The organism is Streptomyces sp. NPDC058464, from assembly GCF_042721035.1.
Lineage (GTDB): Bacteria > Actinomycetota > Actinomycetes > Streptomycetales > Streptomycetaceae > Streptomyces.
The window spans coordinates 19,342-39,997 of sequence record NZ_JBHXMA010000059.1 but is presented as its reverse complement, the minus strand read 5'-3'; the positions used below and the strand labels follow the sequence as shown (position 1 = coordinate 39,997).

Below are 20,656 nucleotides of genomic sequence, written 5' to 3'. Positions count from 1 at the left end.
CGCGTTCACAGCAGGCGGCCGAGGACGACGGCCGAGGACCGCGAGTGCCTTCTGCGGCGTGCGTCGAGTGACGCCTCCCGCTGATCGGTCAGACCGGCCACAAGGCGCTTGCGCATGCCCGGGGTCACGGGGGCGTACGGGGCCGAGACCGAGCCGTCGACGTGACCCATGCGCTCGTCCATCAGGACCTTCTCGGTGCCGAGGTCCTCCATGCGGGTGCGGTGGGAGTGGCGTGGGCCGTGCGGGGTGAGGCCCTTGGCGATGGGCAGCCAGCAGGCGTCCGCCCTGCCTCGGGCGTTGCGGCCACGGACCGGGATACCCGGCCAGGGCTCGCCGAGCAGTGGGACCGGGCGGGCCTCCTGAAGTGCCTTCTTCGGCCTGAACCCGGACCGCGCCCGGCCGGTCGCGCCGGACAGCAGCCCCAGGAGGACCGCGTTCCCTGGAGACGATGCCCGATCCGGCCACCGGCCCTACGGTGGTGACATGGCGGTGATCCACGGTCAAAGACGAGGAGAGCAGGCCCGGGTCCGCGCGGTGGACGCGCTGGCGACGGTCGGGCTGTTCCTGCTGTCGGTCGTGGCCGCCTCGGTGGAACCGCACCACCACCAGTTCTCGTTGCGATGGGCCGCTGTCGTGCTCGCGGCCGTCGGCAGCTCCGCCTTGCTGTGGCGGCATCGCCACCCGTTCGGCGTACTGGCGATCACCATCGGCTGCGGGGTGCTCTTTCAGCTGCTCGGGTTTCGTACGAGCCCGCTGGCGACGAGCCCGGTCCTGGTGTCCGTCTACAACGTGGCCGTGCGGACCGACCGGCGTACCGCCTGGACCGCGGCATCGATCTCGGCCGCCGCCCTGGTGTCCGTGGCCCCGGTTCTCACGGCGAAGACATGGCTGGATCCGGACAACGCCGCGATGCTGGCCTGGACGGCGCTGCCGGCGGCGGTGGGGGACGGGGTGCGCTCACGCCGCGCGCACCTGGCGGCCGTCGAGGAACGGGCGGAGCACGCGGAGCGCACCCGGGAACAGGAGGCCCGGCAGCGGGTGGCGGCCGAACGGGTACGGATAGCACGCGAACTGCACGACATCGTCGCGCACCACATCGCCCTGATCAATGCCCAGGCAGGCGTCGCCGTCCACCTGGTGGACCGACGGCCGGAACACGTCCTCACGGCTCTGAAGGGCATCCGGGACACCAGCCGCTCCGCACTGGACGAACTACGAGTGACCGTGGGGCTGCTCCGGCAGTCCGACGACCCGGTGGCGCCCCGCGACCCGATGCCGGGCCTCGCCCAGGTACCGGCCCTTCTCGCGTCCTTCGAACGCACCGGGCTGGCCGTGAGTCATGCCCGCAGCGGCACCCCCCAGGCTCTGGAGCCGGCCGTCGACCTGGCCGCGTACCGCATCGTGCAGGAGTCCCTGACCAATGTGCGCAAGCACGCAAGGGCCGGCCATGCCCGGCTCTTCCTGCACTACCACCCCGAACGGCTGACCATCACCATCGAGAACGACGGACCCCCGGAACCGTGCCGCCCTCACCCCGGTGCAGGTCACGGACTGATCGGGATGCGGGAGCGGGCTGCCACGATCGGGGGCCGACTGTACGCCGGGCCGCGCCCCGAGGGCGGTTTCACCGTGGCCGCCGAGCTGCCGCTGCGCCCCGGTCCGATGCGGGATCGGAGAGACGGGCATGACGATTCGCGTACTGCTAGCCGATGACCAGGCCCTGCTGCGGGGCACGTTCAGCATGCTGTTCGACGCCACGGAGGACATGGAGACCGTGGGCGAGGCGTCCGACGGGCGTGAGGCGGTCGAGCTGGCCCGCACGCAGCGACCCGACGTGGTCCTGATGGACATCCGCATGCCGGAGATGGACGGCCTGGAGGCCACACGGCTCATCGGCGAGTCCGAGGACCTCGCGGGTGTGAAGGTGCTCATCCTGACCACGTTCGAGGACGACGAGCACGTCGCCGAGGCGCTGCGCGCGGGAGCGAGCGGTTTCCTCGGCAAGGGTGCGCGCCCCGAGGAGCTTCTCGACGCCGTCCGCACGGTCGCGGACGGCGAGGCCCTGCTGTCCCCGTCGGCGACGCGAGCGTTGATCACCCGGTTTCTGGCCCAGCCGGAACCCTGCCTGACCGCCGTGCCCGAGCGGCTGGCCTGCCTGACTCCACGGGAACGCGACGTCACCGGCCTCGTCGCCCTGGGCCTGTCCAACGACGAGATCGCCGACCGCCTGTTCGTGAGCCCGCTGACGGCCAAGACGCACGTCAACCGGGCCATGACCAAGCTGGCAGCTCGTGACCGTGCCCAGCTCGTCGTCATCGCCTACCAGTGCGGGCTGGTCAGCCCGGCGGCCGACCCCAGCAGCATGCAGGCACCCGCCTGAACGTCGGCACGGCGCCCCGGACCCGGCGATGTCCCGCCGAGTGGTCCCAAGCGGTACGGCCGCACGGGCCACCCGGAGCCGGGGCAGAGACCACCGTCCGGTTCGTGCCTGCCGGCCGGGCTGCTCGCGTCCGAGGCATCTGTCCCAGCGGTAGGCCGAGGAGTCGGATACCGCAGCCGTGGTAGCCGGGAATCGCTGCACGGGGACGATGCGGCCGGGGCCGTCCATGAGCGAAGGTGAAACCATGAACGGAGGTTCCACCATGGCCCAAGTCCACTGTCCGACCAGAGAGTCCGGCGAGACCGCAGCCCATGAGGAAGACCGCTCAGCCCCCGGAGGACTGGACGGACACGCACTCCGGACCCCCACGCCCGACGAGGTGGGCGCGGCGCGGGTTCACCTCAAAACCCACGACATGTCCCGGGAAGAACACGACTCCCTCGCCACGGTGGCCCCACACCTGTCCCTGCTGCGCGAGGCCCTCGCCTCCGGCGGTTGCCGGAGCACGCGGAGGTCCCCTGCCGGCCCGCCCGGATCCGGCCACGTGCCGGTCCGTCGCCGCAGGAAGTCCCAAGCGACCGCGGCCAAGCAGATCACCCTCTCCCAATGGGTCAGCAGGACCACGCCGTCCATCCGTGGAGCAGATCTCGCGGAGACGACGACGGGCTTGGGCCAGACGGAGGAGAGGCCCTCGGTCTGAATGCCTCCGGTCCGGAGCAGACCCCCGGGGGGACGAGGCTGCTCGTTCTGCTTGGTGACTCGCGGCAGGTCCACGTCGTCCGCCCAGGCGAAGGCCAGCCGGCGGCCGAACTGGATCTCGTAGATTCGGTGAGCGCCTGGACCGACACGGCACCACTGCGTCGAGTACCCGAACACCGGCCGTCCCGGGGGCTGCGGCAGCGTGTGCGGCGACGCGTCAGAGTTCTTGGATGCGGATGTCCCGGAAGGACACCATTCCCGTGTGGGCCTGCAGTCCGATGAAGCCCGAGGCCGGGTCGGTGGTGGCCGGCTTGCCGCGCCAGGTGTCGGTGTTGGTGAAGAGGGCGGTCTGGATGCCGTTCAGGCGCACGGTGTACGTGTCGCCGCGGACCTCGATCTCGTAGCTCGTCCACTGCCCGGGCACCAGTGGCGCGGGCCGCTGGTAGGCCTGGCCGACCGGTACGGCAATGCCGTGGACGGCCCCGGTGCGGTGCATGTCCTGGCCGTCCGGTGCGGCGGTTTCGTCGATCTGGATCTCGAAGCCGGTGTCGGCCGCGACCCAGTGCTGGTTCTTGTACGGGATCAGGTGGGCGGGGTCGGCCCGGTCGGGCACGGGCATCCGTGGATCCCGGGAGCGTACGAAGACGCCGGAGTTGTCCTGGACCGCTGCGATGCGGAACTGCAGCCGGAGCACGAAGTCGCTGAAGGGCCGGAGTGCGTAGTAGAGCAGGCCCAGTTCGGTGCCGCCGGGCTGGGCGACGATGGCGCCGTCGACCAGGGCGAAGCTGCCGCCGCCGACAGCGCGCCATCCGCTGAAGGTGCGATCGGTGCCGTCGAAGAGGTGGTGGAACCCGGCTTCGGGCGCATCGGGCTGCGGCCTGGGCATGATGTGGTCGGCTGTGCGGCGGGTGAGGGCGACCCCGGAGAGCATGGGGTTCGGCGAGCCGATGGTCGGCAGGACGCACGGGCCGACCGCGTGGAGGTTGTCGCTCTCGTGCAGGCGGCCCCAGACGTCCGTCACCGAGGACGCCGGGTCCTCCCCCATCCACAGGGTGCCGCTCTCGTGGTGGGTGGAGGAGAGCGGGTCACGGCGGGCGTCGGCCGACGGCGGCTTGTTCTGCCAGCCGCTACCGCCGAGGTACTGGATCGGCCCGCCGTTCGCCAGGATCAGTGCCACCTCGTCGGTGGCGCGGTCCAGTGCCTCCCAGAGGGCCATGTTGCGCCCGATCGGGTCGGCCGGGTCCTGCGCCTCCAGACGGACGAGCGCCCGGGGCTGACCGTAGTCGTACGGGCCCTGCGGGCCGAACACGTCCAGGGCGATGCGGTTCTCGGGGTCCGGCGACGTCTTGTCGCCGGTCATCTCGCCGATGCCGCGCAGGGTGACGACGACCCACTCGTCCGTCAGGTCGCGGAAGCTGTCGAGCGTGTCGATGTCGGGGATCTTCTTGAACAGCTCCGCCTCCGAGTCGGTGCCCAGCGCGCCGACGCCGGAGGCCGTGATCTGGAGGTGGAAGTGTCCCGGGCTGCCGTCGGTGTGGGTGTGGACGCCCTTGACGAACAAGGCGGATACGGCGAGTTCGTCGATGCCGGCGAGCGCGCTGTCGAGGGAGGCGCGTGGCAGGCGGATCGTGACGTTGGAGCGCAGGTGCGCCATCAGGTTGCGGCCGATCAGGCCGTGCGTGTTCGGCAGCGTGGCCAGGGCGAGCCGGGTGTTCTCCACCGTGCCCAGGCCGAGGAAGACGTGGCCGCCCGCGGGAACGTCGACGACGCCCTGGTTGGTGACCACCCTGGTGATACGCCCGCCCTGCCGCTCCAGGCGGATGACCCTGGTGCGGTCCACGAGCATGAGCCGCTTCTTCACATCCCGCTCGGCGGGCCCGCCGACGGCGCTCTGTTCCGCCTCGGACTGGGCCGAGCGAGCAGCCCGGATGAGCAGTTGCATGGCGTTGAACTTGTTGAACGGGAAGAAACCGGGGCGGGGCGAGGCGGACTGCACGGCGAGCGGGGCGTCGAGTTCACGCAGCAGTCGGTCCTTCGGCCGCGCGGCGGTCATCGGCGTACCCCGGTTGCCGACCAGGGCCGTCGGGCCGTTCGGGCGGGCACGCAGTCCGTCGTACAGACGCTCCTTGAGGGCGTCGTTGAGGTCGCCGTAGACGAAGTCGTTGGTCTTGTCGGTGCCGATCTGCTCGGCCGCCGCGTCCAGGTAGCCGCCCGCGGTGAGGTCGTCGGTCACGGCCTTGGGCCACTCGGCCAGCTCGGAGTCGATGAAATACGGTGACCATCCGCCCCAGAACAGTGACCGGCCGCCCGGACAGAACGCGAGCCCGGGGAATCGCTGATTCCAGGGCTGCGGACTGTCGGAATTCCATGGAACTCCCCACACTTCGCCGGGGTTCAGCTGTGGTGGGAGATTCTGCACGTGTTCCGGAAGAACGAATGACCCGGCCTCCAGAACAAGAATTCGATGGGCGCGGGAAGTGTCGTTGCGGAACAGGTGACTGGCGAGGACCGCTCCGAAACTCCCGCCGCCCAGGACGATCAGGTCGAAGGGGCGCGCGTCGGCGTGTGCGGCGGTATCCGTGCTGGCCAGGGCCTCGTCCAGGCCGTTGCAGACATATCGGCCGAGGACGTCCAAGGTGAAGTCGGTGGTCTGAGGAATGAGGGTGGTGACCATGGGCGATCCCTTCGCCGGAAGGCTGTGCGCCAGATCGAATACGACGCATCTGGCGCTGAACGGTTTAATCCTCGATACGCGGACCGTCAACGAGGCAGAAGAAATACAAGAGCCCGTTCCGCTCTTCCTCTTTCCCTCGCATGTTCCGGCGTTCCAACCACAACTGGCGCCTCGGCAAATCTACTGTCATCAGGCCGACCGGGCATCCTGACAAGGGTCAGTTCCTGTCGACCCGGAAGGAGATGGCCGCCCCGGCGCGTTCAGCCCCTTCGAGCGGGCGCAGGCGGTGGGCGTCGTCGAACAATGCGCGTTCGCTGAGTCGTACGGCGATCAGTGCGGCCAGCGCCGCGGCGGCGAGAAGCATGTACATCACGACGATCTGGTAGCGGATCGCCGTGAAGGGGTCGACTCCGGCGAGGATGAGGCCGGTCATGGCACCGGGCAGGCTGATGACGCCGACGGTCTTGGTGGAGTCGAGGGCGGGGATCAGGGCCGTACGGACAATGGTGCGCTGGTGCGGGGCGAAGGCGTCGGGCGCGGCGAGGCCGAGGCTGAGGCGGGCCTCGATGGCGGGGCGGGCGGTGCGGACCTCGTCGTGGAGGCGGGTCAGGGCGAGGGCGGTGGCCTGCATGGCGCCGGAGACGACCATGCCGCCGACGGGGATGACGACCCGGGCCTGGGTGGCGATCACGCCGAGGGCGAGCAGGGTGCCCATGGTCGCCGCGGTACCAATCGTGATCGCGAGGGTCGCGGTGGGGAGAGCCTTGGGCAGGGCCGGGGTGCGGCGGGCGGCGACCTGGCCGGCGATCAGGACCATGAGGGCGAGCCAGCCGACGGCTCCGGCCAGGCCGGTGTGGCGGAAGACCAGGAGCAGCAGGGCGCCGACGGCGGCGAGCTGGAGTGCGGCGCGGACGGCGGCCGCGGCGATGTCGCGGGCCAGGCCGAGGCGTCCGCGCCAGGCCACGGCGATCGTGAGGGCGATCAGGGCGGCGGAGGCGGCGACGCCCTCCCAGGTGGGGACGGCGGGGTTCACGCGGGCTCCTTGAGGTAGTCGACGTGGTTCGCTTCGCTCTGGTCGACGAGGCGGCCGTCGTCGAGGACGAGGACGTGGTCGGAGACGCGGCGGGCCTGTGCGGTGTTGTGGCTGACCAGGACCACGGTCAGGCCGTCGGCGACCAGTTCGCGTACGACGTCTTCGACGGCCGCGGTGCCGACCGCGTCGAGGGCGGAGGCGGGTTCGTCCAGCAACAGCGCCTGAGGGGTGACGGCGAGGGCCCGGGCAAGGCAGACGCGTTGGGCTTCGCCGCCGGAGAGGTTCGTGGTGGAGCGGTCGAGGTATGCGGCGGGCAGGTGGGCGCGGTCCAGTAGGGCCGCCGCTTCGTGCCGGCCGAGGCCGGGGCGGCCGACACGCAGGTCGTCCAGGACCTTGTCGGTGAGCAGGATCGGCTGCTGGCCGACGAGGACGACCCGGCGGCGCAGGGTGAGCACGTTCCAGTCGGGCAGCGGACGGCCCTGGAAGCCGACGGTCCCCGTCGTGGGTTCTTCGAGCCGGTTGAGGAGGCGCAGGAGGGTGGTCTTGCCTGCGCCGCTCGGTCCGACGAGGGCGGTGCAGGCCGAGGCCGGGATCCCGCAGGTGATGTCCTGCAGGAGGGTGGCGTCGCCGCGCCTGACCGTGACCTGCTCCAGGGCGAACGCGCTTGTCTCCACGGGTCCCTCCTCCACCTTTCACACATCGATGCAACCATGGTTACACCGATATGCCGGTTCGGGTGAGCCCCGGGTCACGGCGCAGGCTGGTGGACGAGGAGGGTCGGGTGCCCGCCGTCGCCGTGCGGGACGGGGTAGCAGTTGCGGTGGGTGGTGGGGGCAGCGGCACCCCCGGCAGGGACCAGGTCCGTATCGAGGTCCGCGACCACGGCCCCGGGTTCCCGCCCGGCTTCCTCCCGCACGCGTTAGACCGCTTCACCCAGGCCGACCGCTCCCGCGCCACCAGCGGCACCGGCCTCGGCCTGGCCGTCACCGCCGCCATCGCACGCGCCGCCGACGGCGAGTACGGCGCCTACGACCACCCCGAGAGAGGCGCCGTGGTCCGGATTGCCCTCCCCGCCCTTCCGCAGCCGCCGGAGTCCTTTTGATGCATCAAAAGGGCTATGCAACCATGGTTGCGTCCAGGGTGGACCAATGGTGAGGAGCGTCGATGGACCGGACAACGCCCGAAGCGCGGATCGGTGCCCGCCATGGCCGCTGATCGGCCGGCCGACGGCCCGGGCGAGTGGGTCCTGCTCTCCTACCGCATGCCCCGCGAACCGTCCACGCCCCGCATCGCGGTCTGGCGCAAGCTGAAGCGCCTCGGCGTCGCCCAGCTCTCCGACGGCCTGGTCGCCCTGCCCGCCGACGCCCGCACCCGCGAACAGCTGGAGTGGATCGCCGACGAGGCGATCGAGGCCGGCGGGACCGCCTCCATCTGGATCGCCCGGCCCGCGACCCGCGCCCAGGAACGCGAACTGGCCACCACCATGGCCGCCGCCCGCGCCGCCGAATACCAAGCCGTCATCGACCAGGCGGCCGAGGCCACCAGCGCAGCCGACACGGCACCGGCCGTACGCAGACTCCGCGCCGAACTACGGCGCATCGGCCGCCGCGACTTCTTCCCGCCGCTCGAACGCGACCGCGCACACGCCGCCGTACGCGACCTCGCCGGCGAACCCGTCCCCAAGTCCCGCGTCACAGCACCGAACACCCCGAACCGACCGGAGAAGAACGCATGAAGTGGGCGACCCGAGCCGGGATCCACATCGACCGCGCCGCCTGCGCCTGGCTCATCCGCCAACACCTGGACAGGGAAGCAGAGTTCGTCTTCGTCACCGACCCGGCCGAGGTCCCGGACGACGCCACCCCGTTCGACATGCGCGGCGTCGACCTCGGCCACCACGGCAGCGACTGCTCGTTCGAGACGATCCTGCGCCGCTACGACCTGACCGACCCGGTGCTGTGGAAGCTCGCGGAGATCGTGCACGAGGCCGACCTGGACGACGAACGCTACGACGCGCCCGAGGCCCCCGGCGTGGATGTCGTCCTGCGCGGCCTGTCCATGACCTGCGACGACGAACGGATCCTGGAGCTGAGCGGCCCCCTCTTCGACGGCCTGTACGAGTACCACCGCCGGGCCATGTTGCTGGGGCGCGATCCGGCCTGACCAGGTGATCCACGACCCCGTTGCCGAGAAAATGCAACCGTGGTTACAGTGCCGGTATGACCTCCGAGGGCACGGCGACACCCGGCAGCCCGGTCCCCTCACCGGCCACGGCACCGGCACCGGCACCGGCACCGGTCGACCCGGGCTTCGGCGCCGTGCTCCGCTACTTCCTGCGCCTGGGCACCCTCGGCTTCGGCGGCCCCATCGCCGTGGTCGGCTACATGCAGCGCGACCTGGTGGAAAAGCGCGGCTGGATCGCCAAGCAGGAGTTCCTGAACGGCGTCGCCCTCGGACAGACCATGCCCGGCCCGCTGGCGGCCCAGGTCGCCATGTCGGTCGGCTACCTCAGGCGCGGCGCGCTCGGCGCGGCAGCGACCGCGCTCGCGTTCATCGCGCCGTCCTTCCTCATGGTCACCGCGGTCGCCGCCGTCTACGCCCACTACGCGGGCCTCAGCGCCGTACAGGCGCTCTTCTACGGCATCGCTCCGGCCGTCATGGCGATCACCGCCATCGCCGCGTACAAACTGGTCCGCCTCACCGACGGCAAGGACTGGCGGGCCTGGGCCATCAGCGCCGTGGTGTTCACCGTCACCGCGCTCACCGGCAGGGAACCGATCTACCTCATCGTCGGCGCCGGCCTGCTGATGATCAGCCTCGACGCACGCCCCCGCCTGCGCCTGCCCCGCCGCCGCACCCCGTCTCCCGGCAAGAGCACCTCCGCATACGGCTTCACCGCCGGACCGCTCGCCTCCACCACCCTCGGCGCCCTCGCCACCGGCGGGGCACTCGCCTCCCTCGGCCTGTTCTTCCTCAAGACCGGCGCCCTGGTCTTCGGCTCCGGCCTGGCCATCGTCCCGCTGCTGCGCGACGGCGTGGTCGCCCAGCACCACTGGCTGACCCAGGCACAGTTCCTGGACGCCGTGGCGATGGGGCTGATCACCCCCGGCCCGGTCGTCATCACCGGCGCCTTCATCGGCCACCTCGTCGGCGGGGCCACCGGCGCCCTCGTCGCCACCACCGCCATCTTCATCCCCATCTACCTGGGCGTCGTCGTCCCCGGCCGCTGATTCATCCGTCACCGCGACAACCCCCAGCTCAAGGCGTTCGTCACCGGCGCCACGGCCGCGGCGGGCGGCGCCCTGTGCGGCGCGGTGGTCGTCCTGACCCGCCAGGCCGTCATCGACCTCCCCACCGCCGCCATAGCCCTGGTCACCCTCGCCCTGCTGTGGCGCTTCAAGATTCCCGAGCCGTACGTCGTCGGCGTGGCCGGGGTGCTCGGCCTGCTGCTCCACTGACTGATCGCCGGGCGCCGTGGCGTCCTGTCGGCTGGCGGCGCGGTCGTGGCCGTCTCGGGAGCCGGTGACCGTCGCGCACGAGACAGCGGCCTCAACGACGGTGCCCCGCACCTCGCGAGCGCCGTACGAGTTCAGGCCGGACGGTGTCTCAGTCCTCCACGGCCCGCCGGACGCGCCGGGACGGAGCGAACGCGTACAGATCGAGGATGTCGGGCGGTTCGGCGAGCCCCGGCCCGCCCGCCCGTACCCACGCGGTGATGTCGGCGGTCGCGTCGGGGTCGTTGACCAGGCCGAGCCAGACCGGCCGCCCTCCCGCGGCCCGGCCGGCCGGGGAGGGCTGTACGACGACGACGTTGGCCTGCTCGCAGGCGTCGAGGCAGTTCACCGCCCGCACCTGGGCAACCGCTCCGAGCTCGGCTTTCAACATGGCGAGTTGGGCCGCGTGGTCGACGCCGGGAACCTTGTCCGTGCCGCAGCAGCAGCCCCGGCACACCGTCACCGTGCACTGGGGCTGGGGCGCCGCCGCCCGGGCGGGAGCCTTGCGGCGGCTCACTCGGCGGCCCGCCGCCAGGCCGCTTCGCGCAGCAGCCGCAGGCCGTTGAGACCGACGACGACCGTGGAGCCCTCGTGGCCCGCGACGCCGAGCGGCAGCGGCAAGCTGCCGACCAGGTCCCAGACCACGAGGCCGGCGATGAACACTCCGGCGATCACCAGGTTCTGCACCACGAGGGCCCGGGCGCGCCTGGACAGGGAGATCACGGCGGGGACGGTGGCCAGTTCGTCGCGGACGATCACGGCGTCGGCGGTCTCCAGCGCCAGGTCCGAGCCCGCCCGGCCCATGGCGACCCCGGTGTGCGCGGCGGCCAGGGCAGGGGCGTCGTTGACGCCGTCACCGACCACCATCACCCTGCGGCCCGTCTCCTCCAGTTCCCTCACCGCGTCCACCTTGTGCCGGGGCAGCAGCCCGGCACGGACGTCCGTGATGCCGACCTCGGCCGCGAGGCGGACGGCGGCGCGCGGGTTGTCGCCGGTGACCAGCAGGGGCGCGGTCCCAGTGAGAGCCGTCAGGGAGGAGACGGTCGCGGCGGCGTCGACGCGCAGCCGGTCGGCGATGCCCAGCAGCCCCACCGGCACGCCGTCCACCATGACCAGCACCGCGGTCCGCCCGTCCTCCTCCAGCCCACCGGCGAGGGCAGCGGCACGTGCGGACTCGGCGTCCCTCGCGTCGCCGAGGAGCCGCGCCGGAGCCCCGACCACGACCACGCGCCCGTCTACGGCCGCGGTCACTCCGACACCCGGTGTGGAGTCGAAGTCCTCCGCCAGCGCAAGAGCGAGTCCGCGCTCGCGTGCCGCGGCCACCACCGCCCGGGCCAGCGGGTGTTCGCTCGGGTGCTCGGCTCCGGCCGCCAATCCCAGCAGCTCCGCCTCGTCCAGACCGGATCCGGTCAGCGGCCGTACCTCGGTGACGCGCGGGGTGCCCTCGGTCAGCGTCCCGGTCTTGTCGAGCGCCACCGCGTCGACCTCGCCCAGTCGTTCCATCACCACCGCGGACTTGACCAGCACACCGTGCCGTCCGGCGTTCGCGATCGCCGACAGGAGCGGCGGCATGGTCGCCAGGACAACCGCGCAGGGCGACGCAACGATCATGAAGGTCATCGGGAGTGAGCCGGTGAGGCCGGCGCCGAAGGCGAGCGGCAGGAGGAACACTGCGAGGGTCGCCGCCACCATGCCCAGCGAGTACCGCTGTTCGATCTTCTCGATGAACAACTGCGTGGGCGCCTTGGTCTCCGACGCCTCCTCCACCATCCGCACGATCCGGGCGATCACCGTGTCGGAGGCGTCGCGCTCGACGCGGACACGCAGGGCTCCGGTGCCGTTGAGGGTCCCCGCGAAGACCTCGTCGCCCTTCTCCTTGGCCACGGGCAGCGGTCCTGGTCGACCTCGCTCGCCCCGTCGAGCACCCGCCCGTCGGCACCGATGCGCTCGCCGGGCCGCACGAGCACGGTGTCGCCGACGGACAGCTCCTCGACTGCCACGACATCCTCGTCGCCGTCGGCGTCGACCCGGGTGGCGGTGGCCGGCGCCAGGTCGAGCAGCCCCCGCACCGAGTCGGCCGTACGCGCGGTGGCCAGCGCCTCCAGCGCCCCTGACGTGGCGAAGATGACGATCAGCAGTGCTCCGTCCATCACCTGCCCGATCGCCGCCGCCCCGAGCGCGGCGACGACCATCAGCAGGTCGACGTCGAGGGTCTTGTCCCGCAGCGCCCGCACACCCGCCCAGCCCGGCTCCCAGCCGCCGGCCACATAGGTGAGCGCATACAGCGGACCCCACGCCCACGCCGGTGCACCGGCCAGCTGCAACGGGAGCGCGAGCAGGAACAGGACCGCGGCCGCGACCGCCCACCGCGCCTCGGGCAGCGCGAAGAGACGGGTGCGCCGCCGAGGCGCGTGGTCACTCCGTGCGTCGACGGTGCGGACGGCCGGCGCCGGGGCAAGGGTGGAGGTCATCGGAGCGGAGGTCCTTCACAAAGGCACGACGGGAATGACGAGACAGCGGGCAGCCGGAGTGGGCACCACACCCCCCACCGTACAGGACCACTTGAAGACCCATTCATACGTTCATGGATTGCCCTCCGTAAGATGAAGGGCATGGGCCACCGAGCTGACGCCGCCAAAACCAAAGCCACCGCGCGTGAGCGTCTGGAAACCGTGGGCGCCGCCGATGTGGCCGCCACCCTCCAGGCGCTGGCCACGCCCTCCCGGCTGCGGATCCTGGCGCGCCTCCAGGAGGGTCCGTGCGCGGCGACCGAACTGGCCGACGCCGTCGGCATGGAACAGTCCGCGTGCTCCCACCAGCTCCGGCTGCTGCGCAACCTCGGCCTGGTCACCACCGAGCGCCGGGGCCGCTCGGTCATCTACACCCTCTACGACAACCACGTCGCCGAACTCCTGGAGCAGGCCCTCTACCACGTCGAGCACCTGCGCCTCGGCCTTCGCGACACCTCGGCCGAGGCGCCGGCGGAGACCCCGGCCACCGTGACGGCCGGGGCACGCTGAGCCCGACAGGTACTCGCCTACCTGAGCCTGCGGGCAGGTCGGGTGGCGTTGTGCAGCAGGTACTCCAGGGGCCCGCGCCGGAACAGCCGGGTCCAGACCACGGCCAGGACCGTCGCCGTCCCGATGAAGCCGAGAAGCACCGGCAGCCCCCCGTTCAGGGACTCGTCCTCGATCGCCGGCACGCGCCAGACGTCGGTGAGGAGCCAGAGGGCGACGATGTGCAGGACGTACGCCGTCAGCGCCATCGTGCCGACCGCCGCGACCGGCCTGGCCACGGCCGTGAGGCGCGGCATCCGCTCGGCGACGGTCAGGCACCCGGCCACCGCCGCGAGGGCGACGCCCGTGTTCCCGAGGACGGAGAAGGTCGTCTGGCTGTGCGGCGCCGCCACCAGCAGCCAGGCGGGCGGGGTGTGGGCCACGGGATCACCGACGGTGTCGGACCACCAGGCGGAGGACGCCGACCCGCCGTCCGTGGCGGCCGCGACGGTGGACAGAGCGTGCGGGACCAGTCGCAGGGCCAGCCAGGAACCGCCGTAGCCGAGCACGACGAGGCCCCCGCCGACGAGCGCGAGCCGCGACCGTACGCCGGGCCGCGTGAGGTCCAGCCGGGCCACCGCCATACCCGCGACCACGAACGGCATCCAGGTGAGTACCGGGTACTCACCCGTGAACAGCAGTTCCACGAAGCCGTCCGTGCCGGTCAGGTGGGCGAGCGGATCCCGGGCGATGACGGCGTCCGCCCAGCTCCCTTGCTCGATCGAGCCTCTGATCACGTAGAGCAGCTGGGGCATGACCAGCGCACCCGCGGCTGCGATCAGCGCGAGCGTCCCTGCCCGCAGCCGGTACAGCGGCAGGACGGCCAGGAAGAGCAGTCCGTAGAAACTGAGGATGACGGCCACGTCGGTGTCCAGGGCGGTCAGGGCGTAACCGAGCACCGCCAGGACGACGGCGCGGATCACGATCCGCGCCACGGCCTGGCGGCCGGCGCGCCCGGTCCGCGGATGCGGGCGACCAGTGATGATGACCAGCGAGAAGCCGGCCAGCAGCGCGAAGAGGGCGGAGCACCGCCCCCGTGCCGTCTCCAGCAGGAATCCCACCGGGCCGCCCACCGCCGGGTCGGGGCCGACGTGCGCGGCGTACATGCCGAAGACCGCGAGACCGCGGGCGAGATCGATGCCGACGAGCCGCCCCGTGGACGGTGTACCCGCCGAGACGGAGGGGGCCGCGTCGGACAGGACGGATGAGGGCGTAGAGGCGGAAGCGGAGGAGGGTGCCCTCGTGCACTCGTCCGGCACGTCTGCCGGCACTGCCGACGGGGCGTTCAGCGTCATGTCTACAGTTTTGACCGACGGACCACCCGATCCACCCGGGTACGTTTCCGAAGCCACCCCGCCGACCGACTGATGTCACCCCGGCCAACCGGCGGGAAATCGCGGACGGCCGGGCGAGGGAGGGCTTCCCGGTGGTACGGATCCGCCGGTGGGCATGCGACGAGCGGAGCGCAGGTGATCCGGGTCCTGGTGGTCGACGACGAAGCCCTGGTCCGCATGGGCTTCTCGCACATTCTCAACGCGGCGGATGGCGGTCCGAGGTTCCTCCCCGCACAGCAGGCCGTGCGCCTCTCTGCCTCCCAGGTAAGCTCCGGCGTCCCGGCGGCACTTGATCACACCTTGGCTCTTTCCGTATCAAGTCGCGACGGTTCCGTACACGGGCTGGCCGGCGTTGGCAGCACAGCCGAGGGCGAAATCCGCTTCGCCGACCTGCACGCCCAGGAGTGCGAAGAAGTCACCGGTCTTCCCCGTCATGTCGGCAGTCATGAACCCGGTGTCCTTGGGCACGGGCACGGACTGACCGCTGCGGGCCAGTCGCTGCCCGTCGACTCCCAGCTTCTTCTCGGGCGATGCGATCGCCGTCCCGTCCGGCACTTTTCCGCTCGCGCCGATGCCCTGTCGAACGAGACAGCGCTCATCACCTGCACCTCAAGCCACCTGACGCCCCATCAGAACCTACCCAAACCCGCAGGTCAGGCGGCCTTTGCGGCCGGTTCAAGGATCGCCACGCACTCCACATGATGCGTCATCGGAAACAGATCGAACGCCCGCAGTGACCGCACCCGGTACCCCCCGTCCCGGAAGTACGCCAGGTCCCTGGCCAGGGCCGCCGGGTCGCAGGCCACGTAGGCGATGCGGCGGGCGCCCAGCGACGCCAGGTGGGCGACCGTGTTGCGGCCGGCGCCCGCGCGGGGCGGGTCGAGGACGATGAGGTCGACCTCCGTGATGCCCGTGCGCGGGAGGACCGACTCGACCTTGCCCTGCTCGACGCGGACCCGGGGGAAGTCGGCGAGGTTGTGGCGGGCGTCCTCCACCGCGCGCTTGCCGGACTCGATGCCGAGGACCGCGCCCTTCTCGCCGAGGCGGTCGGCGAGGGCGCCGGCGAAGAGGCCGACGCCGCAGTACAGGTCGAGCGCCATCTCGCCCTTGCGCGGGAGGAGGCCCTGCATGACAGCGGTGACCAGGGTGTCCGCCGCCTTCGGGTGGACCTGCCAGAAGCCGCCGCTGCCGACCCGGTGGGTGCGGCCGTCGGCGCGTTCGCGGACGAAGGCGCGGCCGTGGACGCGGTGGATGCCGCCGTCGTGCTCGTCGACCCGCATGACCGAGACGGGCCTGTCGAGTTCGACCAGGGGGAGGCGCGCGCCGGGGCGCGGCTCCAGGATGACCATGCGGTCCTGGGAGCCGGTCGCGGCGATCGCCTCCACCGCGGCCATGCCCGACCAGTCGCGCTCCTCGATGCCCAGCTCGCTGACGCCCGGCGCCGCGATCATGCAGTGCTCGATCGGCTCCACCTCGTGCGAGCGGTGCCGGCGCAGTCCCGCGTTGCCGTCGGCGTCGACGGCGTACTGCACGCGCGTGCGCCACTGCGGCACCTCGCCCGCCGGGAGCTTGTCGCCCTCCGCCGGCACCACCGTGCCGTCCCAGCCGGCCTCCTCGGGAGTGAGGCCCGCGAGCCGCTGGAGCTGCTCGGCGATCACCTCGCCCTTCAGCCGGCGCTGGGCTCCCGGCTTCGCGTGCTGCCAGTCGCAGCCGCCGCAGCGGCCGGGGCCGGCGTAGGGGCAGGGGGCCGGCACGCGGTCCTTGGACGCGTCCAGGACGTCCACCGCGTCCGCGCGCAGGAAGCGGGCCCCCTCCTCGCCCTCGGTCACCCGGGCCACGACCCGCTCACCGGGCAGCGCGTGCCGGACGAACAGCACCTGGCCCTCGGCGGTCCTGGCGATGCAGTGCCCGCCGTGCGCGACCGGGCCGACCTCTACCTCGTACTCCGTCCCCACCAGCGATTTCTTCGGTTCTGCCTGCATGGCGGGGTGACTCCAGATCAAGGGGGAGGGAAACGGCCCGGGCGAGGGCCGACGACAGCCCACCAGTCTACGTGGTCGCCGGTGCCCGCCGTGTCCGCACAGGGGGACGGGGGGGACGGGGGGACGAGGGAGGCCCCTCCGTTGGAGACGGCTGCCTCCCTCCGTTGGGACGAGCGCCTCCGTCCGTTGGGACGAACGCCTCCGTCCGTGCGCCCCCGCTCCCCCGCCCCGTCAGCCCCCGCTGTGCTCCTTGGGCCGGTGCTCCGCCGGACCGCGCCGCACCGCGCCCGGTGCGTTCCACTCCTGCCGCTTGCGGGCCCGGTTCCTGGCCACCTCGGAGGACTCCAGCTGGTAGGGCACGGAGGTCACCATCACGCCGGGCGTGAACAGCAGCCGGCCCTTGAGCCGCAGCGCGCTCTGGTTGTGCAGGATGTGCTCGTACCAGTGGCCGACGACGTACTCCGGGATGATCACGGAGACCGCGTCCCGCGGGGACTGGGCGCGCAGGCCCTTCACGTACTCGATGATCGGCCGGGTGATCTCGCGATAGGGCGAGTCGAGGACCTTCAGCGGTACGTCTATCCCGCGCCGCTCCCACTCCTCGCGCAGCGCCTTCGTCTCGGCCGGGTCGACGTTGACGGTGAGCGCCTCCAGGGTGTCCGAGCGCATCAGCTTGGCGTAGGCCAGGGCGCGCAGGGTGGGGCGGTGGATCTTGGAGATCAGGACGACGGAGTGGACGCGGGAGGGGCGGACCAGGTCGTCGTCCGGTTCCTCGGGGGCCGAGATCTCCTCGGAGACCCGGTCGTAGTGCTTACGGATCGCGGTCATCGTGGCGTAGAAGATGCACATGCCGAGCAGCGCCACCCAGGCGCCGTGGGTGAACTTCGTGACCAGGACGACGACCAGCACCAGGCCGGTGAAGAAGGCGCCGAACGCGTTGATCGCGCGGGAGCGGATCATGTGGCTGCGCTTGGCCGGGTCCTGCTCGGTGGCCAGGTGGCGGTTCCAGTGCCGGACCATGCCGGTCTGGCTGAGCGTGAAGGACACGAACACGCCGACGATGTAGAGCTGGATCAGGCGGGTCGAGTCGGCGCCGTAGATGACCGTCAGGAGGGCGGCGGCGCCGGCGAGCAGCACGATGCCGTTGGAGAAGGCGAGGCGGTCGCCGCGGGTGTGCAGCTGGCGCGGCAGGTAGCGGTCCTGGGCGAGGATCGAGCCGAGGAGCGGGAAGCCGTTGTAGGCCGTGTTCGCCGCCAGGAAGAGGACCAGGGCGGTGGCCGCGGCGAGCACGACGAACAGGAAGCTGCCCTTGCCGAAGACGGCCTCGGCGACCTGGGAGATCACCGGGTTCTGGACATAGCCGGAGCCCAGCGCGACGCCGTTGTGGATCAGGTCGGTGGCCGGGTTCTCGGCCATGCGGACCTTGGTGACCGCGGCGAGCGCGATGATGCCGCAGAACATGGTGACGGCCAGCAGGCCCATCGCGGCCAGCGTGGTCGCCGCGTTCTTCGACTTGGGCTTGCGGAAGGCCGGGACGCCGTTGGAGATCGCCTCGACACCGGTGAGCGCCGCACAGCCGGAGGAGAAGGCGCGCAGGAGGAGGAAGACCAGGGCGAAGCCCGCCAGGCCCTGGTGCTCGGCCTTGATGTGGTAGTCCGCGGTCGGGGCGCGCATCGTGTCCCCGAGGACCAGCCCCCGAAACGCACCCCACGCGATCATGATGAAGACGCCGCCGACGAACACGTACGTCGGGATCGCGAAGAGCTTGCCGGACTCCTTCACGCCGCGCAGGTTCATCAGCGTCAGCAGCACGATCACGGTGACCGCGCAGAGCACCTTGTGCTCGACGACGAAGGGGATCGCGGAGCCGAGGTTCTCGATGCCGGAGGCGATGGAGACGGCGACGGTCAGGACGTAGTCGACGAGCAGGGCGCTGGCGACGGTGAGGCCGGCCTTGGGGCCGAGGTTGGTGGTGGCGACCTCGTAGTCGCCGCCGCCGCTCGGGTAGGCGTGGACGTTCTGCCGGTAGGAGGCGACCACCGTGAACATCAGCACGACGACCGCGACGGCGATCCAGGGGCTGAAGTGGTACGCCGACACGCCCGCGATGGACAGGACCAGCAGGACCTCCCCCGGCGCGTAGGCGACGGAGGACAGCGGGTCGGAGGCGAAGACGGGGAGTGCGATGCGCTTCGGCAGGAGTGTTTCGCCCAGCCGGTCACTGCGCAGAGCGCGCCCGATCAGGATCCGTTTGGGCACGTCGGTCAGTTTGGACACGAGAGAGGATCGTAGGCCTTCGACCTGGCAGTCCTCCAGCCGCAGTACATGATCTGCCTCCCGAGTGAAAAAGGTGACTGCTGGAACTGCGGATTCCGCGGCCTTCGCCCGATCCGTGCCTAGATGGCAGACCCCGCCTGTCTTCGCACTTCGGAGGTCCTATGCCCGCGACCGCAGAGCTGATCGGTGCCACGGTCGCCCTCGTCGGCCTCGGAATCCTCACCGCCTGGAGCGTGCGCAGCATCACTCGGCGATGAGCACGGCAGAGGGGTGCCCGGCCGGGACGGTGCGTGTGTAGCTTGGGGCTCGGTCTGAGACCCTGATGGGGCTGAGCAGTAACTTTTGGACACCGGAAGGACGGTCGTGCACATCGTCATCATGGGCTGCGGCAGAGTGGGTTCCGCTCTCGCCCAGACCCTGGAGCAACAGGGGCACACGGTCGCCGTGATCGACCAGGACCCCACCGCCTTCCGCAGGCTGGGCCCCGGATTCGGGGGCCGCCGGGTCACCGGAGTCGGCTTCGACCAGGACACCCTGCGCGAGGCGGGCATCGAGGAGGCCGGCGCCTTCGCCGCCGTCTCCAGCGGCGACAACTCGAACATCATCTCCGCGCGCGTCGCCCGCGAGATGTTCGGGGTGGAGAACGTCGCGGCCCGGATCTACGACCCCCGGCGCGCCGAGGTCTACCAGCGCCTCGGCATCCCGACCGTCGCCACCGTCCGCTGGACCGCCGACCAGATGCTGCGCCGGCTGCTGCCCTCGGGCGCCGAGCCGCTGTGGCGCGACCCCACCGGCGGGGTCCAGCTCGCCGAGGTGCACGCCTCCCCGAAGTGGGTCGGCCACAAGATCAGCAAGCTCCAGGAGGAGACCGGGGTCCGGGTCGCGTTCCTGACCCGGCTCGGCGAGGCGATGCTGCCCACCTCGCAGACGGTCCTGCAGGAGGGCGACCTGGTGCACGTGATGATGCGGACGGACGACGTCGACAAGGTCGAGGCCGCCTTCGCCGGGGGTCCGGAAGAGGAGGGCGGTCACTGATGAGGGTCGCCATTGCCGGGGCCGGTGCCGTCGGCCGCTCGATCGCGGGCGAGCTGCTGGAGAACGGCCACGAGGTCCTGCTGATCGACAAGGCCCCGACCGCCATCTCGGTCGAGCGGGTGCCGCAGGCGGAGTGGCTGCTGGCCGACGCCTGTGAGATCACCTCCCTCGACGAGGCGGCGCTGCAGCGCTGCAACGTCGTGATCGCCGCGACCGGCGACGACAAGGTGAACCTGGTCGTCTCGCTGCTCGCGAAGACGGAGTACGGCGTTCCGCGCGTCGTCGCCCGGGTCAACAACCCCAAGAACGAGTGGCTCTTCAACGAGTCCTGGGGCGTGGACGTCGCCGTCTCGACGCCGCGCCTGATGTCGGCCCTGGTGGAGGAGGCGGTGTCGGTCGGCGACCTGGTCCGGCTGCTGCGCTTCAGCCACGGCGACGCGAACCTGGTGGAGCTGACGCTGCCCGAGGAGTCGGCCCTGGCCGGCACCCAGGTCGGCGACGTGGAGTGGCCCGAGGACACCTCCCTGGTCACGATCATCCGCGGCACCCGGGTCCTCACCCCGTCCAAGGAGGACTCCCTGGAAGCGGGTGACGAGCTCCTCTTCGTGGCGGCCCAGGCCCGCGAGGAGCAGCTGGAGGACCTGCTGTCGGTACGGCGGGAGGACAGCTGACGCAGGCAGGGCACGAAGAAG

The 20,656-nt window shown here is 71.4% G+C and carries 17 protein-coding genes and 3 pseudogenes; 11 read left to right on the top strand and 9 right to left on the bottom strand.

Translation table 11 applies throughout. The features are described 5' to 3' along the window. Nucleotides 1-5: 5 nt before the first annotated feature. A pseudogene (locus ACFWPQ_RS46350) lies at nucleotides 6-395 on the bottom strand (LacI family transcriptional regulator); the annotation flags it as partial. 88 nt (nucleotides 396-483) lie between these two features. Here ACFWPQ_RS46350 and ACFWPQ_RS46345 point away from each other — a divergent pair. Next, nucleotides 484-1,713 carry a sensor histidine kinase gene (locus tag ACFWPQ_RS46345; protein WP_384049609.1) on the top strand — a complete coding sequence of 410 codons (1,230 nt, stop codon included), beginning with the start codon at nucleotides 484-486 and terminating at the stop codon, nucleotides 1,711-1,713. Continuing rightward, nucleotides 1,685-2,380 (top strand): response regulator, encoded by a 696-nt coding sequence (locus ACFWPQ_RS46340; protein WP_384049606.1) that lies wholly within the window; start codon nucleotides 1,685-1,687, stop codon nucleotides 2,378-2,380. The genes ACFWPQ_RS46345 and ACFWPQ_RS46340 overlap by 29 nt, the downstream gene beginning before the upstream one ends. 916 nt (nucleotides 2,381-3,296) lie before the next feature. Here the strand turns inward: ACFWPQ_RS46340 and ACFWPQ_RS46335 are convergent. Then, nucleotides 3,297-5,753: a family 16 glycoside hydrolase gene (locus ACFWPQ_RS46335; RefSeq protein WP_384049603.1), complete on the bottom strand. Its 2,457-nt coding sequence runs from the start codon at nucleotides 5,751-5,753 to the stop codon at nucleotides 3,297-3,299. Between ACFWPQ_RS46335 and ACFWPQ_RS46330 the strand changes: the two genes are divergently transcribed. Continuing rightward, nucleotides 5,752-5,964: a hypothetical protein gene (locus ACFWPQ_RS46330; protein WP_384049601.1), complete on the top strand. Its 213-nt coding sequence runs from the start codon at nucleotides 5,752-5,754 to the stop codon at nucleotides 5,962-5,964. The two genes, ACFWPQ_RS46335 and ACFWPQ_RS46330, sit on opposite strands and share 2 nt — an antisense overlap. Before the next feature lie 6 nt (nucleotides 5,965-5,970). Here the strand turns inward: ACFWPQ_RS46330 and ACFWPQ_RS46325 are convergent, their stop codons facing one another. Together ACFWPQ_RS46325 and ACFWPQ_RS46320 are read right to left on the bottom strand one after the other, a co-directional pair. Beyond that, nucleotides 5,971-6,786 (bottom strand): ABC transporter permease, encoded by an 816-nt coding sequence (locus ACFWPQ_RS46325; RefSeq protein WP_384049598.1) that lies wholly within the window; start codon nucleotides 6,784-6,786, stop codon nucleotides 5,971-5,973. Beyond that, nucleotides 6,783-7,460 (bottom strand): ATP-binding cassette domain-containing protein, encoded by a 678-nt coding sequence (locus tag ACFWPQ_RS46320; RefSeq protein WP_384049595.1) that lies wholly within the window; start codon nucleotides 7,458-7,460, stop codon nucleotides 6,783-6,785. The genes ACFWPQ_RS46325 and ACFWPQ_RS46320 overlap by 4 nt, the downstream gene beginning before the upstream one ends. 107 nt (nucleotides 7,461-7,567) lie before the next feature. Between ACFWPQ_RS46320 and ACFWPQ_RS46315 the strand changes: the two genes are divergently transcribed. The 4 genes and pseudogenes from ACFWPQ_RS46315 (at nucleotide 7,568) to chrA (ending at nucleotide 10,244) form a co-directional block, all read left to right on the top strand. After that, the gene (locus ACFWPQ_RS46315; RefSeq protein WP_384049592.1) at nucleotides 7,568-7,888 is read left to right on the top strand and encodes an ATP-binding protein; all 321 of its coding nucleotides are present in this window, start codon (nucleotides 7,568-7,570) and stop codon (nucleotides 7,886-7,888) included. A gap of 102 nt (nucleotides 7,889-7,990) precedes the next feature. Beyond that, complete coding sequence (locus ACFWPQ_RS46310) at nucleotides 7,991-8,521, top strand: Chromate resistance protein ChrB (RefSeq protein ID WP_384049589.1); 531 nt, start codon at nucleotides 7,991-7,993, stop codon at nucleotides 8,519-8,521. Next, the gene (locus tag ACFWPQ_RS46305; RefSeq protein WP_384049587.1) at nucleotides 8,518-8,949 is read left to right on the top strand and encodes a chromate resistance protein ChrB domain-containing protein; all 432 of its coding nucleotides are present in this window, start codon (nucleotides 8,518-8,520) and stop codon (nucleotides 8,947-8,949) included. Before ACFWPQ_RS46310 ends, ACFWPQ_RS46305 begins: the two co-directional genes overlap by 4 nt. A 56-nt stretch (nucleotides 8,950-9,005) precedes the next feature. After that, nucleotides 9,006-10,244, top strand: a pseudogene (gene chrA / locus ACFWPQ_RS46300) (chromate efflux transporter). 148 nt (nucleotides 10,245-10,392) lie between these two features. Here chrA and ACFWPQ_RS46295 read toward each other — a convergent pair. Both ACFWPQ_RS46295 and ACFWPQ_RS46290 read right to left on the bottom strand, forming a co-directional pair. Further along, nucleotides 10,393-10,797, bottom strand: a complete 405-nt coding sequence (locus tag ACFWPQ_RS46295; protein ID WP_384049584.1) for a (2Fe-2S) ferredoxin domain-containing protein — start codon at nucleotides 10,795-10,797, stop codon at nucleotides 10,393-10,395. Next, nucleotides 10,794-12,751: pseudogene (locus ACFWPQ_RS46290) on the bottom strand (heavy metal translocating P-type ATPase). The gene ACFWPQ_RS46295 and the pseudogene ACFWPQ_RS46290 overlap by 4 nt, the downstream one beginning before the upstream one ends. Nucleotides 12,752-12,892: 141 nt before the next feature. Here ACFWPQ_RS46290 and ACFWPQ_RS46285 point away from each other — a divergent pair. Next, nucleotides 12,893-13,300, top strand: a complete 408-nt coding sequence (locus ACFWPQ_RS46285; RefSeq protein ID WP_384049581.1) for an ArsR/SmtB family transcription factor — start codon at nucleotides 12,893-12,895, stop codon at nucleotides 13,298-13,300. 17 nt (nucleotides 13,301-13,317) lie between these two features. Here ACFWPQ_RS46285 and ACFWPQ_RS46280 read toward each other — a convergent pair whose 3' ends face one another. Next, nucleotides 13,318-14,631 carry a DUF418 domain-containing protein gene (locus ACFWPQ_RS46280; protein ID WP_384049578.1) on the bottom strand — a complete coding sequence of 438 codons (1,314 nt, stop codon included), beginning with the start codon at nucleotides 14,629-14,631 and terminating at the stop codon, nucleotides 13,318-13,320. A gap of 174 nt (nucleotides 14,632-14,805) precedes the next feature. Here ACFWPQ_RS46280 and ACFWPQ_RS46275 point away from each other — a divergent pair, with 174 nt between their 5' ends. Then, nucleotides 14,806-15,372 (top strand): hypothetical protein, encoded by a 567-nt coding sequence (locus ACFWPQ_RS46275; RefSeq protein ID WP_384049576.1) that lies wholly within the window; start codon nucleotides 14,806-14,808, stop codon nucleotides 15,370-15,372. Here the strand turns inward: ACFWPQ_RS46275 and ACFWPQ_RS46270 are convergent. Further along, the gene (locus ACFWPQ_RS46270) at nucleotides 15,324-16,652 is read right to left on the bottom strand and encodes a class I SAM-dependent RNA methyltransferase (RefSeq protein WP_384049573.1); all 1,329 of its coding nucleotides are present in this window, start codon (nucleotides 16,650-16,652) and stop codon (nucleotides 15,324-15,326) included. The two genes, ACFWPQ_RS46275 and ACFWPQ_RS46270, sit on opposite strands and share 49 nt — an antisense overlap. Before the next feature lie 231 nt (nucleotides 16,653-16,883). Then, the gene (locus ACFWPQ_RS46265) at nucleotides 16,884-18,929 is read right to left on the bottom strand and encodes an APC family permease (RefSeq protein WP_361304586.1); all 2,046 of its coding nucleotides are present in this window, start codon (nucleotides 18,927-18,929) and stop codon (nucleotides 16,884-16,886) included. Nucleotides 18,930-19,292: 363 nt separating this feature from the next. Here ACFWPQ_RS46265 and ACFWPQ_RS46260 point away from each other — a divergent pair, with 363 nt between their 5' ends. Together ACFWPQ_RS46260 and ACFWPQ_RS46255 are read left to right on the top strand one after the other, a co-directional pair. Beyond that, nucleotides 19,293-19,964, top strand: coding sequence for a TrkA family potassium uptake protein (locus ACFWPQ_RS46260; protein WP_089104280.1), 672 nt, complete (start codon nucleotides 19,293-19,295; stop codon nucleotides 19,962-19,964). Further along, nucleotides 19,964-20,635, top strand: a complete 672-nt coding sequence (locus tag ACFWPQ_RS46255; protein WP_351713759.1) for a TrkA family potassium uptake protein — start codon at nucleotides 19,964-19,966, stop codon at nucleotides 20,633-20,635. The genes ACFWPQ_RS46260 and ACFWPQ_RS46255 overlap by 1 nt, the downstream gene beginning before the upstream one ends. The last annotated feature ends 21 nt before the right edge of the window (nucleotides 20,636-20,656 follow it).

Bases quoted from the DNA above. Each gene is read 5' to 3' on its own strand.
- ACFWPQ_RS46285 (WP_384049581.1), top strand. From the start codon at position 12,893: ATGGGCCACCGAGCTGACGCCGCCAAAACCAAAGCCACCGCGCGTGAG.
- ACFWPQ_RS46340 (WP_384049606.1), top strand. From the start codon at position 1,685: ATGACGATTCGCGTACTGCTAGCCGATGACCAGGCCCTGCTGCGGGGC.
- ACFWPQ_RS46255 (WP_351713759.1), top strand. From the start codon at position 19,964: ATGAGGGTCGCCATTGCCGGGGCCGGTGCCGTCGGCCGCTCGATCGCG.
- ACFWPQ_RS46270 (WP_384049573.1), bottom strand. From the start codon at position 16,652: ATGCAGGCAGAACCGAAGAAATCGCTGGTGGGGACGGAGTACGAGGTA.
- ACFWPQ_RS46345 (WP_384049609.1), top strand. From the start codon at position 484: ATGGCGGTGATCCACGGTCAAAGACGAGGAGAGCAGGCCCGGGTCCGC.
- ACFWPQ_RS46335 (WP_384049603.1), bottom strand. From the start codon at position 5,753: ATGGTCACCACCCTCATTCCTCAGACCACCGACTTCACCTTGGACGTC.
- ACFWPQ_RS46310 (WP_384049589.1), top strand. From the start codon at position 7,991: ATGGCCGCTGATCGGCCGGCCGACGGCCCGGGCGAGTGGGTCCTGCTC.
- ACFWPQ_RS46330 (WP_384049601.1), top strand. From the start codon at position 5,752: ATGGGCGATCCCTTCGCCGGAAGGCTGTGCGCCAGATCGAATACGACG.
- ACFWPQ_RS46280 (WP_384049578.1), bottom strand. From the start codon at position 14,631: ATGACGCTGAACGCCCCGTCGGCAGTGCCGGCAGACGTGCCGGACGAG.
- ACFWPQ_RS46305 (WP_384049587.1), top strand. From the start codon at position 8,518: ATGAAGTGGGCGACCCGAGCCGGGATCCACATCGACCGCGCCGCCTGC.